Source organism: Synechococcus sp. JA-2-3B'a(2-13) (assembly GCF_000013225.1).
Classification (GTDB): domain Bacteria; phylum Cyanobacteriota; class Cyanobacteriia; order Thermostichales; family Thermostichaceae; genus Thermostichus.
Genome location: NC_007776.1, coordinates 2,260,341 through 2,278,647 on the forward strand (window position 1 = coordinate 2,260,341; position 18,307 = coordinate 2,278,647).

At 58.8% G+C, this 18,307-nt stretch carries 15 protein-coding genes and 1 tRNA gene; 10 read left to right on the top strand and 6 right to left on the bottom strand.

What is annotated here, in order from left to right:
* Nucleotides 1-108 precede the first annotated feature (108 nt).
* The 3 genes from CYB_RS10285 (at nucleotide 109) to CYB_RS10295 (ending at nucleotide 2,860) form a co-directional block, all read left to right on the top strand.
* Nucleotides 109-777, top strand: coding sequence for a hypothetical protein (locus tag CYB_RS10285; RefSeq protein WP_011433740.1), 669 nt, complete (start codon nucleotides 109-111; stop codon nucleotides 775-777).
* 34 nt (nucleotides 778-811) lie between these two features.
* Nucleotides 812-1,681: a M48 family metallopeptidase gene (locus CYB_RS10290; protein WP_011433741.1), complete on the top strand. Its 870-nt coding sequence runs from the start codon at nucleotides 812-814 to the stop codon at nucleotides 1,679-1,681.
* A gap of 240 nt (nucleotides 1,682-1,921) precedes the next feature.
* Nucleotides 1,922-2,860 (top strand): carbohydrate kinase family protein, encoded by a 939-nt coding sequence (locus CYB_RS10295; protein ID WP_041436664.1) that lies wholly within the window; start codon nucleotides 1,922-1,924, stop codon nucleotides 2,858-2,860.
* Here CYB_RS10295 and CYB_RS10300 read toward each other — a convergent pair.
* Both CYB_RS10300 and CYB_RS10305 read right to left on the bottom strand, forming a co-directional pair.
* A complete protein-coding gene (locus CYB_RS10300) occupies nucleotides 2,854-4,578 on the bottom strand; it encodes an ABC transporter ATP-binding protein (protein ID WP_011433743.1) in 1,725 nt (574 codons plus the stop codon). The two genes, CYB_RS10295 and CYB_RS10300, sit on opposite strands and share 7 nt — an antisense overlap.
* 36 nt (nucleotides 4,579-4,614) lie before the next feature.
* On the bottom strand, nucleotides 4,615-6,630 hold the full coding sequence (locus tag CYB_RS10305; RefSeq protein WP_011433744.1) for a diguanylate cyclase domain-containing protein: 2,016 nt from the start codon (nucleotides 6,628-6,630) through the stop codon (nucleotides 4,615-4,617).
* 675 nt (nucleotides 6,631-7,305) lie between these two features.
* Between CYB_RS10305 and CYB_RS10310 the strand changes: the two genes are divergently transcribed.
* The 4 genes from CYB_RS10310 (at nucleotide 7,306) to CYB_RS10325 (ending at nucleotide 11,326) form a co-directional block, all read left to right on the top strand.
* Nucleotides 7,306-7,665 carry a hypothetical protein gene (locus tag CYB_RS10310; RefSeq protein WP_011433745.1) on the top strand — a complete coding sequence of 120 codons (360 nt, stop codon included), beginning with the start codon at nucleotides 7,306-7,308 and terminating at the stop codon, nucleotides 7,663-7,665.
* A gap of 246 nt (nucleotides 7,666-7,911) precedes the next feature.
* The gene (locus CYB_RS10315) at nucleotides 7,912-8,832 is read left to right on the top strand and encodes an L-lactate dehydrogenase (protein WP_011433746.1); all 921 of its coding nucleotides are present in this window, start codon (nucleotides 7,912-7,914) and stop codon (nucleotides 8,830-8,832) included.
* A gap of 92 nt (nucleotides 8,833-8,924) precedes the next feature.
* Nucleotides 8,925-9,644, top strand: a complete 720-nt coding sequence (gene trmB, locus CYB_RS10320; protein WP_011433747.1) for a tRNA (guanosine(46)-N7)-methyltransferase TrmB — start codon at nucleotides 8,925-8,927, stop codon at nucleotides 9,642-9,644.
* 98 nt (nucleotides 9,645-9,742) lie between these two features.
* Nucleotides 9,743-11,326: a CPBP family intramembrane glutamic endopeptidase gene (locus CYB_RS10325; protein WP_011433748.1), complete on the top strand. Its 1,584-nt coding sequence runs from the start codon at nucleotides 9,743-9,745 to the stop codon at nucleotides 11,324-11,326.
* 12 nt (nucleotides 11,327-11,338) lie between these two features.
* Here the strand turns inward: CYB_RS10325 and CYB_RS10330 are convergent, their stop codons facing one another.
* The 3 genes from CYB_RS10330 to CYB_RS10340 all read right to left on the bottom strand — a co-directional run bounded on the left by CYB_RS10330 (nucleotide 11,339) and on the right by CYB_RS10340 (nucleotide 14,200).
* Complete coding sequence (locus CYB_RS10330) at nucleotides 11,339-12,361, bottom strand: J domain-containing protein (RefSeq protein WP_011433749.1); 1,023 nt, start codon at nucleotides 12,359-12,361, stop codon at nucleotides 11,339-11,341.
* The gene (locus CYB_RS10335) at nucleotides 12,319-13,176 is read right to left on the bottom strand and encodes an ABC transporter substrate-binding protein (RefSeq protein ID WP_011433750.1); all 858 of its coding nucleotides are present in this window, start codon (nucleotides 13,174-13,176) and stop codon (nucleotides 12,319-12,321) included. Before CYB_RS10335 ends, CYB_RS10330 begins: the two co-directional genes overlap by 43 nt.
* A gap of 187 nt (nucleotides 13,177-13,363) precedes the next feature.
* Nucleotides 13,364-14,200, bottom strand: a complete 837-nt coding sequence (locus CYB_RS10340) for an inositol monophosphatase family protein (protein WP_202943700.1) — start codon at nucleotides 14,198-14,200, stop codon at nucleotides 13,364-13,366.
* 276 nt (nucleotides 14,201-14,476) lie between these two features.
* On the opposite strand from CYB_RS10340, the gene CYB_RS10345 reads away from it, so the two are divergent.
* The 3 genes from CYB_RS10345 to CYB_RS10355 all read left to right on the top strand — a co-directional run bounded on the left by CYB_RS10345 (nucleotide 14,477) and on the right by CYB_RS10355 (nucleotide 16,872).
* A complete protein-coding gene (locus CYB_RS10345) occupies nucleotides 14,477-15,034 on the top strand; it encodes an FHA domain-containing protein (RefSeq protein WP_238376761.1) in 558 nt (185 codons plus the stop codon).
* Between the two features lie 72 nt (nucleotides 15,035-15,106).
* Nucleotides 15,107-15,178, top strand: a tRNA-Gln gene (locus CYB_RS10350).
* A 218-nt stretch (nucleotides 15,179-15,396) separates the two neighbouring features.
* Entirely contained in the window at nucleotides 15,397-16,872 is a 1,476-nt protein-coding gene (locus tag CYB_RS10355) for a cobyric acid synthase (protein WP_041437491.1), read from the top strand.
* Between the two features lie 14 nt (nucleotides 16,873-16,886).
* Here the strand turns inward: CYB_RS10355 and CYB_RS10360 are convergent, their stop codons facing one another.
* Entirely contained in the window at nucleotides 16,887-18,092 is a 1,206-nt protein-coding gene (locus tag CYB_RS10360; protein WP_011433754.1) for an RNA-guided endonuclease InsQ/TnpB family protein, read from the bottom strand.
* Nucleotides 18,093-18,307 lie beyond the last annotated feature (215 nt).

Genomic DNA, 18,307 nt, shown 5'->3' on the forward strand with positions numbered 1-18,307 from the left:
TCTAGGGTAGCGGCTAAGATCAAGGAGTCCTGCAGGGGAGAGGCGAGGTTAGTGAACTTGTCAAGGCCACAGAGGAGCGCTTCACCCCCGGTAAGGGGGCCGGCAAGGATGGCGAGGTGGGCAGGGATCCTGCTCGTGGGTGGGCTGATGGGGAGTTGGCGGAGTGAGGCAACCTGGGCAGAAAGCGAGTTTCGGGTGGGGAGTGAGCTGGTTTTGACCCTGCGCACCCCCGATGCCCCCGCTCGCCTCCGTCTGCTGAAGCAACGGTTGGAAGAGATTTTGCTACAGGCCAGCAGCCCTCAGGTGCAGGTCAGTCTGGATATCCCCAGTCCCAATCCCTCGACGACCGGCAGCGGGGATCCCCCAGCTCAAGCCGCTCGGATTCTTTTGAACCAGCAACTGCTGTTGGAGGTAACTCCAGCCGATGCAGAGGCTCATGCTGCTCCCCAACCGGCAGATCTGGCAAGGATCTGGGCGGATCGCCTGCAAACGGTGTTCAACCAGGAATCCAGTCGGCAGCAACTGTTTTTGGGATTGGGGCTGCCCCCGCACTTGACCTGGCAAGGGCGACTCTATCGCCGCGCTGAGCGTGCTGCCGCCGATACTGGGCGCTTTGTTACCGATGGCACTCGCATTCAAGATCATGTGGTCTATTGGGAGATCCCCTCTGGAGAAAACCCGTTTGATTTTACTGACAAGCCGACCCTGTCGGATCCGCCGCCGGAGCGGCTATTTTTGTTGAATCGCCACCGCCAGTTTGTGCCCTACGAGTTGTAACCGAAGTCCTTTCTCCCTCTGTTGTCTATTGTCTATGTCGTCCATTCAACGAGAACCTCGCATTCTGTTGGGCCTGCGGGCCGACCAATTTCGTCATCCCGTGGATCTGCAAGCCACCCGCTCTCTGCAGCAAGTGCCGGGGCTGGGCCTGCTGATTCAAAATTGGCTTGGCTCAACGGCAGGACAGATATTTTATCTGGACAACATTGCTTCCAGTATCCAAATTAACGAGCATCAGTTGCCGGAAATTCATCAGCTTTTGGTGCAGGCCTGTCGCATCTTGGATCTGGAGGTGCCCCAGCTCTACGTGCGGCAGAACCCCACGCCCAATGCTTACACCTTTGCCATGCAGGGGAAAAAGCCCTTCATTGTCTTGCACAGCTCTCTGCTGGATCTGTTGGAGCCGCCGGAAATTCAGGCCGTGATCGCTCATGAGTTGGGCCACTTGAAGTGCAATCACGGGGTCTACTTGACGATGGCCAACATTCTCATGCTCTCCACCAGCTTGCTCCCCTTCGGGGGGTTGTTTTATCAGGCGTTGCAGGATCAACTGATGCACTGGCTGCGGTGTGCCGAGTTTACCTGTGACCGGGCGGCGCTGTTGGTAGCCCAAGATGCCAAGACGGTGATCTCGGTGTTGATGAAATTGTGTGGGGGATCCCCGCAGTTGGCCTCCAAGCTGAACGTGGACGCCTTTTTGGAGCAGGCCCGTACTTACGACGAGCTGGACGGGGATCTGTGGCAGATGGAGCTGAAGCAGATGCAAACGGTGGGGCGCACCCATCCGCTGCCGGTGCTACGGGCCAGAGAAATCGAGCGTTGGTTCCGCAGCAACACCTATCAGCAGATCCTGGAGCTCCAGGGATTGGGCTCCGCACCGCGGACGTCAACGGCTGCTTCGTAAACTACCCGACTCCGACCGCTAAAGCAGTACAGAGCGGGCTTTTAGTAGCCCTGCAGTTGGCAAGCCAACCACGAGCCTCTGGGGTGGTTTACAGCACCCCCAATCGACCGTTACCAGTGCCTTAAACAACCGTTTCTGGTGTCCGCAGTACAATTATAACCATGGAGGCGGACTTTCCTCTCGACACTGATCCTACCGGTACAGCACGGGGCTCCTGCGATTTCTAGCTGAGTGCTCAAGATGGATCCCTCTCATGTGCCCCTGGGTTTGCCGCTCATCTTGGGGGAGGTGCTTTTCGACTGCTTCCCCACCGAGGTTGTGCTGGGTGGGGCGGCTTTGAATGTGGCTTGGAACCTCAAGGGGCTGGGATCCGATCCCCTCTTGCTCAGTCGTGTTGGCCAAGACGAGGCCGCCAGAGAGCTGCTGGGGGCCTTGCGACGGCAGGGGCTGCGCCTGGAGGGTCTGCAGCAGGATTCTGTTCACCCCACCGGCAAGGTTCAAGTAACCCTGGATGAGCAAGGGATCCCCACCTTCGCCATCTTGCCCGACCAAGCCTACGACTACATCCAGTTGGATATCGGGGCTCTGCAAGCTCTCCAGCCCAGCCTGCTCTACCGGGGCAGCTTGGCAGCCCGCCGGGAGGCAGCCCATCGCCATTTTCAAGAGGGGATCCCCGCTTTGGGCTGTCCCGTGTTTCTGGATCTCAACCTGCGGGATCCCTGGTGGCATCCAGACGCCATCCGGGAGATGCTGCGCACCTGCACTTGGCTGAAGCTGAACCAGGCAGAGCTGGAGCAAGTGGCCCAACTGGAAGGGATCCCTCCTGGAGACCTGCTGGAGCAAGGACAGATCCTCCAGGCTCATCTGAACCTGAAAGGTCTATTTCTGACCTTGGGAGCGGCAGGCGCGCTGCTGATCACCCCTACTCAGATCCATCGGGCCGACCCAGTGCCCGCGCCTCAGCTGGTGGATACAGTGGGGGCGGGAGATGCATTTAGCGCCGTGGCCATCCTGGGGCTGTTGCGGGGATGGCCGGAGGCGATTCTGGTGCAACGGGCCGTGCAATTTGCGGCGGCCATCTGCGGGATCCCGGGGGGAGCGCCTGCGGATCCGGAGTTTTACCGGCCCTTCTGGCAGGCATGGGAGATCCAGGAGATCCAGAGGCCAAGGGTTCAATGAAACTGGCGCAGGTGAAACTGGGCGTAGCGACCCCCTTTGCCCAGCAATTCTCGGTGATTTCCCTGCTCCAGCAATTGCCCCTGCTCCAAGACGAAAATGCGGTGGGCGGTGCGTACCGTCGAGAGGCGGTGGGCAATCACAAAAACGGTGCAGCGTTGCATCAGCCGTTGCAGCGCTTCCTGCACCAACGCTTCCGACTCGTTGTCCAAAGCAGAGGTAGCCTCGTCCAGGATCAAGATCTTGGGGTTGAGCAACACGGCGCGGGCAATGGCCAGCCGTTGCCGTTGTCCACCGGAGAGGGTGACCCCCCGTTCTCCCACGCGGGTGGCGTAGCCATCGGGCAAGCTCTCGATAAAGGTGTCGATGTTGGCCACCTGGGCCGCCTGGCGCACCGCTTCCAGGTCAAAATGCTCTTGTCCGTAGGCGATGTTGCTGGCAATGGTTCCCGAAAACAGGGTGATCTCCTGCGGCACAATGCCGATCTGCCGGCGCAGGCTCTTGAGGGTGACGGTGCGGATGTCGATGCCGTCGATGCGGATGCAGCCCTGCTGGGGATCGTAAAAGCGGGGAATCAGGCTCACCAGGGTGGATTTGCCGGCGCCGGAGGATCCCACCAGGGCCACAATCTCGCCGGGAGACACCTGAAAGCTGATCTGTTTGAGCACCGGCTGATCCGGTTTGTAGGCAAAGGAAACTTGGTCGAACTCCACCCAACCCTGAATGGGAGGCATGGGGCGGGCCCCGGGCAGCTCCCGGATTTGGGAGCGGGTGTTTAGCAGCTCGAAAATCCGCTCCACCGAAGCCTCACCCTGTTTCAGCTCGCTGTAGTTGTTGGTGATGTGAACAATAGGGTCGATCAACATCGCAACACCGGCGATAAAGCCGAGAAACTGGCTGCCGGTCAGGTTGCCCTGGCTAATTTGCCAGCCGCCCACCCAAAACACCCCCAACACGCTCATGGCGTACAGAAAACCCACCACCGGGTCTTGAATGGCTTTCACCTGTTCGGTCTGAAACCGGGCCAGGCGGTTGCTTTCGGCAATGGCACTGAAGCGGCGAATTTCGTAGTCCTCAGCCGCAAAGGCGCGAGTGAGGCTGATCCCGGCAAACACCTCTGTCAAGAGGGCGGCCAAATCCGACATCTTCTCTTGGTTGAGGCGGGAGCGAAACAAAAGGCGATCCCCAAACCAACTGATCAAGGCTCCCATCAGGGGGGCTATCAGCAAGGTGGTCAAGGTGAGAATGCCGTTGAGATAGAACAGGTAGGCCACCACCGCCAAGATGGTGAGCACGCTGGGGATGAAGCGATGGAAAAATCGTTGCACCACCTCTCCCACCCGATCCAGATCCCCCGTGAGGCGATAGACCAGATCGCCGGTGCGGCTGCCGGAAAAATAGTCCACATCCAGTGCCTGCAGGTGGGCATAAATCTGTTGGCGCAATTCCAAAACCATTTGCAAGGAGGCCCTCGCCATCAGGGTGTCTTGGCCATACTGAAAAGCGCCGCGCACCAAGAAAAACACCACCCCAATCAAGGCCAGCATCCGCAATTGCCCCAGATCCCCGGCACCAATGGAGCGGGCCACCCACTCGATCAAGTAGGCGAGGGCGGGCATGGTTAGCACAAAGCCAAGGGTACAGGTTAGCCCCAGCAACAACATCCACAGATGGGGCCGAATGAAGGGAATGAGACGGCGATAGCTACGACCCGGATGCACAAATCACAAACCAGAAGGGCCTCTGACCCAACCAGCTTACAGGATAGTGTTGCGGACTGCTGCCGGGATCCCTGAAACTGGCCGATAGAGTCGAAAGCCGCTGCGGCCATTTTCCTTGACCTGGTAGAGGGCCAAGTCGGCATGGTGCAAAAGGGTGGACACTTCTACGCCGTCTTGGGGGTAGAGGGCGACGCCGATGCTGCAGGTCACGGAAAGGGAATGGCCCTCGCAGGAGAAGGGAGTTTGGAAGACATCGACAATCCGCTGAGCCAGACGCGCTGCCACTGTGGAGCTGCCAATTCGGGGCAGCAGCAGGGTAAACTCATCCCCTCCCCAGCGGGCGACGATATCTCCAGGTCGAACGCACTTGGTTAGCCGTTCGGCTACCCCCTGCAACAGGGCATCGCCGACACTGTGGCCGAAGGTATCGTTAATGTCTTTGAAGTGATCCAAATCCACAAAGAAGAGGGCCAGGCATTCACTGTAGTATTGCTGCAGGGTCTGCTGCAGCCGCTCCCGAAAGGATTCGCGGTTCACCAAACCTGTCAGGGCATCATGATGAGCGCGAAACTCCATGTAGGCTAAGCTCTGCTTTTGGGCGGTGATGTCTTCGCAGATGCCTTCATAGCCGAGGAGATTTCCGGCTTTATCTTTAACCAAACGGGCCTTTTCTCGGACCCAGATGATCGAGCCATCCCGCCGCCGCAGCCGGTACTCAAAGCCGCGTACGGATCCCTGCTCCTGCAATAGCCGCACAAATTCCTCCCACTGGCTGGGATCCACATAGAGCTGCCGCTTGCCCGCCTCTTTCGCTTCGCGCATCAATTCTTCGGGGGAGCTGTAGCCGCAGATCTGGGCCAGCATCGGGTTGGCGGAGAGATACCGACCTGCCGCATCGGTGAAAAAAATGCCCTCTACCGCATTCTCGAAAAAATTGCGATAGCGCTCCTCAGCCTGGCGCAGCTCCTCTTCCACTTGCCGGCGCTCCGAGATCTCGAGGGCCAGAGACACCAAATCCGCCAGGGATCCGGCGAAGTTTTGCTCTTCCAAGGTCCAGTGGCGAGGGGATCCAATGTGCTCGTGGCAGAGAACACCCACCATCCGTCCTTCCAGTCGAATGGGGGCATCCAGCATCGAGATCACTCCCATTGCTGTCAGGTAGGAATTGCCGAACTCGGCGGTGCGGGGATCCGCCACCACTTGGTCGGCAGCAATGGTGCGCTCTTGCTCCAGGGCTTGAAAATAACGGGGATAGTCTTTGGCCCAGATCTCCGCCCCTTGAGTATGGGATCCCTCGGGGTTGTCTGGGGTGATCTCGAATTGATTGATGCAGCGAATGCTGGAGCGCTCCGACGTGTAGAGCCAGACCCCCACCCGTGCCACCCCCAGGGTATGGGCGGCTGTAGTACAAATCTGTTGCAGAGCAGCTTGTAAGTCTCCTTGGCTGAGGGCTTTGTGCCGGGTGAGCTCCATCAGAGCCCGGTTGTGCTCCAACAGTTGCTTTTGGCTGCGCTGTAGCTGCCACTCCACTTGCTTGCGTGCTGTGATGTCCTGACAGGAGCCGACAATTCGGCTGATTGGCTTGTTCTCCTCAACTACTGGAGAAAGGGTAACGATTAGAACATGGGTCGACTCTGGGTCGGGAGCGGCAGAGGCCGTTAGGCTCAGCTCAAAGCTCACTTGCCGGCCATGGCTGAGGCAGTGTTCGGTGTGCAGTTGAATCTGCGCAGCCAGAGAAGGCGGTAGACAACTCTGGAGCTCTTCTCCCTCGATAGGTCGAGAGGAGAGAAAAAACATCCTGCGAAAGGCCGGGTTACCCACCAAAAACCGACAGCGCGGTTGAGGTGAGCCTCTTTCTGGCTCCGGGGGCAGACACTCAAGGACAAACAACCCATCGCTGACGCTCTCGAACATGGTGCGCAGCACAGCCCGTCCCCGAGCCTGTACCGGGCGCCCACGGTACATGACCTGGGGATTCCACAGATCGGCCCGCGTCAGCGCATCGTAAACGCTGCCAGCCTGGTCTGGCCCAGCAGTCCCCCTTTCAACCATAGGCTAGGAACACCCAGTAGACGCTCGGGCAACGGGGAGGGCAAGCCGAAAAAAACAGCTATGAATTCACGCTGTCTCTGCCATTCTACGGTCATCCTATGGAATTGTTGGGGGAGTTTGTGTGTCTCTCGATACAAAAGATCCCCGGGCTGGCACGGGCTTTCGGGTGCTCCGGAGGGGATATTCTTTGAAGCAACTCTTGAGGTTAATTAAAAGAATTATTAAAAAGCCTGTCCTGCCGACGTGAAGGGCTATGCGTCGCCGTTTTCAAGGTTAAACCGCTTCTGGCTCCCGAACTTGTTCTACCCGTACATCGACACGCTTGGGAAGGAACCAGGCTCCTATTAGTTAGAACTGCTCTCATTAGAAAGAACCTCAGCTAGCCCTGGAAAAGGGATCCCTGCCAGACCCAGGATGGCTAATTCCGCGGGCGTGGGATCCCCGATGCATCCAAGGCAAGAGAGGAAGACTGATGGATACAACTCCACCACTCAACCGAGTAACAGCATAGCTCTATTGAGATTAGCTTTCAATAGCGTGCCGGTAAAGTAGGGATCCTCTTTGATAAAGACTTGCATTAAGCTTGAGGAGTCTGGTAGAGTGCTTACCCAAGTAGCAATTGCTAAAGATTTGCAGTTAAGTCTTCTCAGGAGAACAAGCTGCGGAGTGGCAAGCATGGCATGGCAACAGGTTCAGGCGGGGGTGTGGTGTAGGCAGTTGGGGCAATTGGCGCCTCAGTGGTGGTTGGGCTGGAGTCTGGAGCAGGGCTTTCGGCTCTACCGCAAAGAAGTTTCCTCTGCTCTGCCTTCTCTCTCTGCTTTGAGGATTCGCTACCAAGAGCGAGATGGCTGGCTGGACGTGTTTCTGGGAGAAGCGGAGCAATGTAACCGACGACGGCGCAGCCTTTTGGATCCGGCAGCGCGGGTAGCCTTGCACTACATGCCGGAAGATTTAGCTCAGATTCAGTCCCTAAAGTGTCCTCACGAGCGCATTCCTCCGCAGCTTTGGCAGCGGCTAACCCAGCAGCCGGGTTGAGGACTGTTGAAGGTTAGAGGGCTATTTATTGTTATTGTTTCAGATGGATCCAGTCCGCTGCGGCAACCGATCCTGCCTCTTCTCGCCTTTCCAGTTCTTCTGGAGAGCGGTAGCCTGTTTTTTTCTTCCTCTAGGCAGGCTTAAGCTGGAGAACGAAGAGTAGCGGCTGCAGCCATGACTGTTTCTAAGCACCAACCCAAGCAGCGCTCCCAGCAGCAGGTCGAGGGGCTGACTTCTCGCCGCCTTTTGAAGGGATCCATCATCGGCGCCGGCCAGGTAGGCATGGCCTGTGCCTACTCGATGGTAATCCAGAACACTCTGGATGAGCTGGTCCTTCACGACATCGACCGCAACAAGCTGGAAGGGGAAGTGATGGATCTGGTGCACGGGATCCCCTTTGTGGAGCCGACGCGGATACGGGCAGGGGAACTGGCGGATTGCGCCGGGTCAGATGTAGTGATTTTAACGGCAGGAGCCAAGCAGCGGCCTGGAGAAACCCGTTTGGATTTGGTGCAGCGCAACGTCGAGATCTTCAAAGGCTTGATCCCGGCCTTGATGGCGCATTGCCCTGACACACTCCTTTTGGTGGTGAGCAATCCCGTTGACATCATGACTTACGTTTCCCTGAAGTTGTCGGGGTTGCCGGCAGGGCAGGTAATTGGGTCGGGGACGGTTTTGGACACAGCCCGCTTTCGCTATCTTTTGGCGGAGCGCCTGGGGGTGGATCCGCGTAGCCTGCACGCCTACATCATCGGCGAACATGGAGATAGCGAGGTGGCCGTTTGGAGCAAGGTGAACATCGCCGGCACCCCGATTGGGGAACTCTCGCCGGACTGGGATCCCGCCTATTTGGGGGATATCTTCGAGCAGGTGCGCAACGCTGCCTACGAGATCATCCGTCGCAAAGGGGCCACCAGCTACGCCATCGGGTTAGGGGTGACGCAAATTGTCCAAGCCCTGCTGCGGGATCAACACCGCGTTTTAACCGTGAGCAGCCTCACCCAAGGGGAGTACGATCTGCCAGAGGTCTGTCTCAGCTTGCCCAGAGTGGTCGGGCGGCAGGGGGTGGAACGCACGCTGGCCATGTCCCTCACCGAGAGCGAGCGCAAGCAGCTGCACCGCTCGGCCCAGATCTTGCGGCAAGTCATCGACAGCATCCGGTGGTAGCCTAGATCTCCTGGACTTTTGTCGCTCCCCTCCAAGCTGGGGGATCCCTTGGTCAGTGGGCGAGGGCCGCAGCTGGCGGCAGGAGGTGGTCTATGGAAGCAGAGGTGCAACAGGGGCAGCAATCGCCTGAGGGCCAACTGGAGAAGCGCCCCCCTTCTCCGCCTTGGGCCGGGATCCCCTTACAGAGGGGCCTCGGTCACCGGGTACGGCAGCACGTCAATCCCCTGCAGGCACAGTATCAGCAGCCCGCCCCCCCACCCCATTGGGAACGGGTATACCGGCGGCTGGGGCAGCCCTTTCATCTGGATATCGGCACAGGGAGCGGACGATTTCTGCTGCGCATTGCTCAGGAGCAGCCCGACTGGAACTTCCTGGGGGTAGAGATTCGGCAGGCGCTGGTGGAACGGGCCAATGCCTGGCGGGACGAGCTGGGGCTGGATAACGTCCATTTTCTGTTTGCCAACATCAATGTCTCTTTGCGGCATCTGTTTGCGCCGGGGGATCTCAGCCGGGTGACCATCCTATTTCCGGATCCCTGGTTCAAAAAGCGCCATCACAAACGGCGGATTGTCCAACCCCAACTGGTGGCAGATCTGGCTCTGCTGCTGCGACCGGGCAGCCCTGTCTTCCTGCAATCGGATATCCAAGAGGTGGCCGAAGAAATGGCAGCTCGATTTTTAGAGCATCCGCAGTTTTGGGATCCGCACCAGGGGCCTTTGGACTCCAATCCCCTCGGCATCCCCACGGAGCGGGAGTGGCAGTGTCTGCAATTGGATCTGCCCATCTATCGCTATTGGCTGGAGCGACGGTGACAACAGGACAAATCCGTAATGCAGTAATAACAACTCCATTCCGCCAAGACAATACAGAAGATAGGATATAACCCGCTTGAGTTGGATCCGTTGCCGCAATGTCTCACCCTGAAGCCACGGCCTTTGCCGACCCCTCCTCTGCTTGGTTTTCTGTTCGCCGTGGGATCCTCAACCTGCTGAGCCTACTGGCCATTTTGATTGTCGGGCTTTCTCTTTCCAGCAGTTGGTTTCAGCCGCCGCCCCAAACGCAGTTGGATTTGTTGCAAACCGATCTCGCCCTGCAGGCTTCCCGCACCCTCGATGATCCCCGCTATCAGGATCTGGCACGGGCACTTTTGGGCCAGGATGTGTTCAAGGTGGCCCAAAATCGCTATCAGCAGACTGCCGATAACTACACCGAACGCCTGAAACGTTTAAAACGGCTGGCCCGTTTAACTCCTGCTGGCGAATCTGAGGCGGCCAGCCCAGAACTGGCCCAATCTCCAGAGGTGGATCCTGCCCTTCTGGCCTCCATGCAAGATTTGCAGACGGAGCTGGATGCACTGTGGCTGCGCCTTGGCTTGCTCTATGCCTACCAAGAAGATCTGGAGGCCGCTCAGCAGCAATGGCAGCAGATCATCGACCTGGAACGTCCCGTGGAGCTGGAATCGAGTCAAAAGAGAGCAGCCCAGGTTCTACAGGGACTGTGGGGAACACCGCGGCGCATCTGGCCAGAAGCGGAAGTGCAGATCCGCAATCATCTGGATGGCTGGTTTGAGGCGGTGGCCCTGCAACAGCTTTACCGACTGCAGCAGCGCAGCGATAGCCTAAATGCCCTCAACCAACAGCAGGAAAAATTGGCCTTGGCGGCTCTGTTTCGACTGGCGGTGGTGGGTGGGATTCCCGTGCTGGGGGCGCTGCTGGGGTTGATGCTCTTGTTGGGCTGGCTGGGCTGGAGCCTTTGGCGCAAACGTCCGCTCCTGGGCCCTGCTTGGGAAGTGCCTTGGCCGGGGATCGGGGCGCAAGCGGTGTTGACCGGCTGGTTTTTGGGGTTTATTGCCCTCAACGCTTTGGTGCCTCGACTTTACATCATCATCCTCGGCCTGGGGGCACGGCAGCTCAGCCCTTGGCAGCAGGCGGTAGCCCTGTTTCTCACCTACAATTCCGGCGCTGTGCTGGGGGCAGGGTTATTGTACCGTCTCTTGCACACCTACCCCGGCTGGCAGAGGGTGCTGCAGGTGCGGTTGTGGGACCCTTGGCTGCTGTGGGGCCTGTGTGGCTACTGGGTGGCCTTGCCTTTGGTGGTGCTGGCAGCGGCACTCTCGCAATTGCTGCTGCCGCAGGCAGGGGGTGGGAATCCCATTTTGCCCCTGCTGCTGGATAGCCATGGTTGGGGGGCGCGGTTGGTGTTTTTGGCCGTGGTGTCTGTCTGTGCCCCTGTTTTTGAGGAGGTGCTGTTCCGGGGCTTTTGGCTGCCTACTCTAAGCCGCTACCTGCCTATGGGGGCCGCCATTGTGCTCGGCGCCTTTACCTTTGCCCTTGCCCACCTCAACCTCTCTGATCTGCTGCCTCTGACCATGCTGGGGGTGGTGCTGGGGGTGGTGTACAGCCACAGCCGCAACCTGCTGGCTCCCATCCTGCTGCACAGCCTCTGGAATACGGGATCCCTGGTGACGCTGCTGGTGCTAGGGGGTGCGCGTTAAGGGGGGCTCTGCCTACTTTTTCCTGCCGAAGAGGCGGCTCAAGAACCCGCCGTTGTCCTCCTTACGGGGAGGCGGCACCACTTTCTGAGCCTGTGACGTTTGACGGCTGGCCACTCGCGTTGGCGGGACGGAGTCCTTGGGGACGGGAACGGGCTGTTGAGTGGTGACTTGCTGCATCCAACGGCGCACTTCTGCCATCAACTCGGCGTTGGCAGGTTCTAGGCGACTGGCTTGCATAAAGTCTGCTTTGGCCATGCCAGCATTCCCCTGCTTCAGGTGAGCAATGCCCCGGTGCAGGTAGTAGCGGGCCACGTTGGGCTCAGCGCTGATGGCAAAGTTCAGATACTGCACCGCATCCCGGTATTGCTTGCGCTCGATCATGTCCAAGGCTTGGATAAAGCGGGTTTCCGCAGGGCTGAGCTTGGGAGCCGGAGGTGGGGTGGGAACGGGCTGAACAGGGGGACGGCTGGGCGGAGCAACGATGGGGGAGGCTGGGATCCCACCCACAGTGGTACGGCTGGGGGAAGGGGTTGGGATCCCTTGGTAGCCGGCCTTGAGCAACAAATAGGCCAGGTTCAGCTCGCTCAACTGCTCGGTTTTCTCGAGCAGGGTTTCCATGGAGCTGTATTGCTCTTTGGCCAGCTTCTCCACCCGTCTGACATACTCTTCCTGCCAATGGGGGTGCTCGGCCAAGCCCTTGACGGCTTCCCCAGAGGGCCAAAGATCCGGGGGGGGCGTCTCCAAAAGGCGTTTGATCCGCATTTTGAGCACAGTTTCGTATTCCCCTCGCTCCCGCTCTTTGGTCAGCACTTCGTTGGCCGGGTTGACCAGCTTGGCAAAGAGGATGTTGGCGCGCTCTGCACCTTCGGGATCCCCCACAAACCGATCCGGGTGGAGGGCCTTGGCCGCCTGCAGGTAGCCGCGCCGGATCCCCTTGGAGTCGGCGGTAAGGGGCACGCCTAAGATGGCGAAATGGTCAGTCTCGTAGCGGGCTAGTCCTCGGTTGAGGCGGGGGACATTAGAGTTGGATCCCATAGTTGCCACTTCTCTAAAATCTGCTGCAAGGTTCCGTTTTCGATCAGGCTGGAAATCGCCCCATCCACAGCTTCCTTCAGGGAAGGATGCTGAGAGGATACTACTCCCACCAGAGGCATGGGGAACAGGGGCGGCCCCACCAGGCGCAGCCGGGATCCAGCTTGGCGCAGGTTTAGGGCGGCAACGGGCTGATCGACCAGCACAGCATCCAACTGGCCAGCCTGTAGCTGAGCAAACAAGCGCTCAGGGTTACTGGTGGCAAAGAGACGAATGGCGTTGCCTCTCCTCTCGTTGTACGCCTCCAGCAGGGCTGCCCCCGTACTGTTAACTACAATGCCCACTTTGCGGCCAAATAATTGCGACAGTGCTTCAATGGCCGGTTCCTCTGGCCCAGAGGTGGGGAAGGGATCCCGTACCACCAAGCGCTGCGGGCTGAGATAGTAGGGCCGGGTGGCCAGAAACTGCTCCGGATCCAAGCCCAAAGCTTCCCGCGCTCCCCAGATCAAGTCCACCTCATCCGCTTGCAAGGCCGCCAACTGCTCGCTCCAGGCCACGTAGATGGGATCCACCTGCACCTGAAGGGTTTGGGCAAGCGCCTCCAGGATATCCCACTCGAAGCCGGCGTAGGTTTGTCGCTCCAAGTCGGTATAGAGATAGGCCGGCCCCAAACTGGGATCCAAGCCAACTCGAATGCGCCCCCGGGCCTGGATCTCGGCCCAACGGGAATCGAGGGGCTGTGCCCGCTCGGTGGGGGCGACTTTCCCTTGTGCCGGCTGAGGGTAACCGGGGCCAGCAGTGGCGACCCCAAGGGCCATTGCTCCCAAGAGGAGAGCCAGGCCGAACTGTGCCGCCCGGCAGCAATGTCGCTGTTTTCTGTGGAGCTTGCTAACCAATCTTCTACCTACCCTGCCCGACACGGATGTTTTGTAGTCTTCTTGATTATTCTTCAACTACTTCTGTCTCGAATTCAACTCTTTCAACCGGCAAGCTTTCCCGGTTTTTCTAGGTTGGGTGGGGATCCCGCCGCATGGGAAAGGAGACCGGCAAAGGCTGTACTTGGGCCAATTCTTCTTGCAGAGCAGCGTGTAACCAGCCATTGCTGGCCAACAGTCGGCCACTGTAAACGTCCACCGGGCTGCCATCATAAGCGGTCACCTTGCCGCCTGCCTCCCGCACCAGAACGATCCCTGCGGCAATGTCCCAAGGGGAGAGGCCCCGCTCCCAATAGCCATCCAACTGGCCGGTGGCCACATAGGCCAAATCCAGAGCTGCAGATCCGCCGCGCCGCACTCCTTGGGTGAGATGGGTAAAGTGGCAAAACTCGGCGTAGTTGTTGTCGGGGGTTTCGCGACGATCGTAGGCAAAGCCGGTAACCAGCAGGCTCCGAGACAATTCAGCCGTTGTGGAGACTCGAATGGGTTGACGGTTGCGGGTGGCCCCCATTCCTTGGACGGCGCGAAACAGATCCCCGCGAAAAACATCACAAACAACCCCCAAAACCGGCTCCCGCCCCTGCAGCAAACCAATGGAGACGGCGGCAAAAGGGTAGCCATGGGCAAAGTTGGTGGTGCCATCTAGGGGATCGATCATCCAAGCGTAGGCACCCTCCGGGGATCCCTGCTGGCCTGATTCCTCGGTCAAGATGACATCTTCGGGGAAGTGCCGCCTCAAGATTTTTAAGATGAGATCCTCGGAAGCGCGATCCGCCGCCGTCACCAAGTCGCCCGGACGTTTCTCCTCAATGGCAAGGGTGCCTCCCACATAACTGCGCAGCAAAGCCCCTGCCTCCAGGGCAGCTTCTGTGGCCACATCCAACCGACGCAGCAGGGCCTCTGTCACACCCTCACCTCAAGGTTAAAAACCTGCTACTCAGAATAGCCCGCCTGAGGCTGTGGCTCCCAAGGGATCCCTGAAAACCAAAATGGGCCCAACCTGAGCCCAAGCCCAGTTTCCGGGGAAAGGGGGTATCTCCAAGGCTGCCTATGGTGTATAGTACAGTACACTGGGGCTTGTGGGTTTTCCGGCAGCCCGCCAAGACCAGAGTTCCTTTGAAAGCAGTAGGGTTTTGGGGAACTATAGGTAAGACTTTGAATTTGGAAAGCCAAGCTGCTGTAGATGGCGTTGAGCGTTGAGGGGGGAAGGCCGTTGTCACATAGCTACGACGATTTTTTCACCTCCATCACAGAGGTTGGCGGGAAAAGTCCTCTTCCCAGCCAGGGCTTTGATCTGCCGGCGGATTTGTTCGATCAAGTCCCTGAACGGCCGGTGTCCCATCCGGAGTTCACCCTGTCCATCTGCCATCCTGTCCGGCCCTGCAGCTACATCCTGCGGGAGAGTATCTACACGGTTGGACGGGATCCCTCCAACGCCATCCAGATCGTCAATCGGTTTGTCTCGCGTCACCACGCTTACCTGGTGCGGGTGCCCACCAAGTCCAACCGGACAGGGTTTACCTATTGCCTGATCGACGGCAACCGCAAGGGCCAGTCCAGTACCAATGGGGTGTTTGTCAACGGCACGCGGGTGGCTACTCACTACCTGAGGAGCGGAGATGTCATCTATTTCGGGCCAGAGATCCGCGCCTATTTCTTCGAGGTGGCCCGCATTCTCCCTGTGAACCCCTTTGACATCGGCCCTGGCCTTGGCGAAGAGCTTCAGCTTCCCCACGCATAGGAGCTCACTGCAACTGTTGACAGACCCGAAGCTGCATCGCTAGATTAATTAAGCTGGTTAAGCAATGTGAATTGGGGCATCGCCAAGCGGTAAGGCAGCGGGTTTTGGTCCCGCCATTCGGTGGTTCGAATCCATCTGCCCCAGCTTAAAATCCAACCGAGAGCACAAAGGCGCAAGCCCCTGGGATCCCGTGCAGACCTGGGGTTTCGGCTCTTGGCATCAGCAGGGCGGTTAACTAGGGGATTGCAGAGTCGCTTTTGCCAACGGAGGCCCTGGCTTGGCAGGACTGGCCGCGGGGAGAATGGCAACAACCAGAAACCAAGGGCGAGGGATCCGGGGTGAGCTGTTCAGGTCGATCCTTGATGGTGGTGGGAACTTCTTCCCATGTGGGCAAAACCCTTTTGGTGACAGCCCTTTGTCGCATTCTCAAGAAAGCGGGAAAAAGGGTTGCCCCTTTCAAAGCTCAGAACATGTCCCTCAACGCCTATGTCACCCCAGACGGCAAAGAGATCGCCTACGCGCAGGCTCTGCAAGCTTGGGCTGCCGGGATCCCCCCTGCGGTGGAAATGAACCCGATTCTTCTGAAGCCCCAGGGCAACCTGACTTCCCAGATCGTCTTGAACGGAGTGGCGGTGGGCACCTACCGCGCCGGAGAGTATTACGAGCGCTGGTTTGCGCCGGCCTGGCAAGCGGTCAAAGAAGCCCTTGCTCGCCTGCAAAAGCAGTACGACTGGATCCTTTGCGAGGGGGCAGGTAGCCCAGCAGAGGTGAACCTCAAACATCGGGACTTGGCAAATATGCGGGTTGCCTTGCATTTGGGATCCCCCACTTGGCTGGTGGCGGACATCGACCGAGGTGGGGCGCTGGCCCATGTGGTGGGCACACTCCAACTGCTGGAACCCGAAGAACGGGCCCTGATCCGGGGCATTGTCATCAACAAGTTTCGGGGCTCGCGGGAACTGTTGCAGCCCGGCCTGGATTGGCTGGAAAACTACACCGGGATCCCAGTTGTCGGGGTCTTGCCTTGGGTGGACTGGGTTCTGCCCCAAGAGGATTCGATGGGAATTGCAGCCAACCCCCTGCTTTGGGAAGATCGCCGCGACCGAGCCGGTGGCCAAGCCCTGAGGGAAGGGCGCCTGGAGATTGCTGTGGTGCGTTTGCCCCAGGTGGCCAATTTCTCGGATTTTGACCCCTTGTTGGCGGAGCCCACCGTCCATCTGCGCTGGGTTCACCCCGGCCAAAGTTTGGGATCCCCGGATGTGGTCATCCTGCCCGGCAGCAAAACCACCCTCAACGATCTGTTCGCGTTGCAAAAGACCGGCTTGGCCGAGCAACTGCGCCAATACTCTGGCCATATCGTCGGCATTTGCGGCGGACTGCAAATGTTGGGAGAAACCATCGCCGATCCCGAAGGCTGGGAGGGGATCGCCGGCACCTACTCGGGGTTGGGCTTTCTCCCTTTGACCACCGTTTTACAGCCCACCAAGGTCACCCAGCAGGTACAGACCCAAAGCCGATGGCCTGCCCTGGCCCCCATCCAGGGGTACGAAATTCATCAGGGATCCACCCAGGCGGATCCCTCTGGCTGCCTGCCGCTGTTCGACCGGGAGAACCTGGGCTGGCGGGATCCCACGGGTCGGATTTGGGGCAGCTATCTGCATGGCCTGTTTGACAACCACCTGTGGCGGCGACAATGGCTGAACTGGCTGCGCCGACAAAAAGGCTGGGATCCCTTGCCGGAGCTGGAGGGCCACTATGCTCAGCAGCGGGAGCAATTGCTGGAGCGCCTGGCCGATCTGTGGCAGCCTCACCTGGACTTGGGCCTGTTGATGGAATAGCCGCTCCGAAAGACTTATGCAACGCTGAACAAAACAGAACTTTGCCCAGCATCGCTGCTTTCTTCCTGCTTCAGCGACCCATGACTGGCGGCAGAGTTCACCTCCACCGCCCCGCCAGAGGGATCTCCACAGGCGTTACTTCCCCGCGAGCTGCAGGTAGTTAGATACCACTGGGCTAGGTTGATGGCTGCATTCAAGTCGCGGTCTAGCTCCAGACCACAACACGGGCAGCGAAATACCCGCTCGCTGAGTGGCATCTTCTGTTTGTGGCCACACCCTGAACACAGTTGGCTGGACGGATAAAACCTATCCGCCACCACCACCTGACAGCCGTAGAGTTGGGCCTTGTACTCTAGCTGTCGCCGAAACTCGTAGAACCCACAGTCTGACAGCGCTCCTGCCAACTTGCGGTTCTTAAGCAGGTTCTTCACCTGCAAGCCCTCAATCACCACCACCCGATACTTCTTGGCCAGGTAAGTCGTTAGCTTGTGCAGATTGTCTTGCCGAATGTCTGCCACCCGCTTGTGGGCCCTGCCTAACTGCACCACCGCCTTCTTACGGTTAGCGGATCCCTTCTGCTTGCGACTCAGCCGCCGTTGCAGTTTGGTCAGACGCCTCCTCGCCTTACGGTAGGGCTTTGGATTCTCGAATACTTCCCCGTCGGAGCAGGTGGCCAAGTGATGGATCCCTAAGTCCACTCCCACAACTTCCCCGGTCTTCTCCACTTGAGGCGCTGGAGCTTCATATTTGAAGGAGATGTACCAGTGTCCGGCGCGAAGACTGATGACCACGTTCTTGGGTGTGGTCGCCGGAAGTAACTCTGCACAGCGCAGCCAACCGAAGATAGGCACCTTGATGCGGTCGCCAGAAATGCGGATGCTGCCTTCTAGGTAAAAGCTGTCTCGCACTCCCTTGCGTTTGAAGCGGGGGAACTTCCCCAACCCACCCCGCCAGCGCTTAAAGGCTTGCTCCAAGTTGCGTAATGCCTGCTGAGGAGCGCATTTGGAGACCTGGTAGTACCAGGGGTTTTCCTTCTTAACCTCGGCTACCAGGCGCTTGTGCAGGTCAATGGCGGTGGGGAGTTTCTGCCGGTTCTCCAGGGCTTGCCGACAGATGGCCAGGCCCCAGTTGTAGGCGTGACGGGCTACCCCAGCGTGCTGAGCGGCTAGGGTCTTCTGCCGGTTATTCAGCTCTAAGCGGGTGCGGAATCCAAGCAGCATTCAGATAGAAATTGCAGGAGCCCCGTACGGTACCCGTAGGGTCAGTGTCGGGAGGAATGCTATAATGGTACTGCGGGCACCAGAAACAGCTTTTAGGGCACTGGTAACGGTCGATTGGGGGTGCAGTAAACCACCCCAGAGGCTCGTGGTTGGCTTGCTAACTGCAGGGCTACTAAAAGCCCGCTCCGTACCGCCTAGCGGTTGGTGTCGGGTAG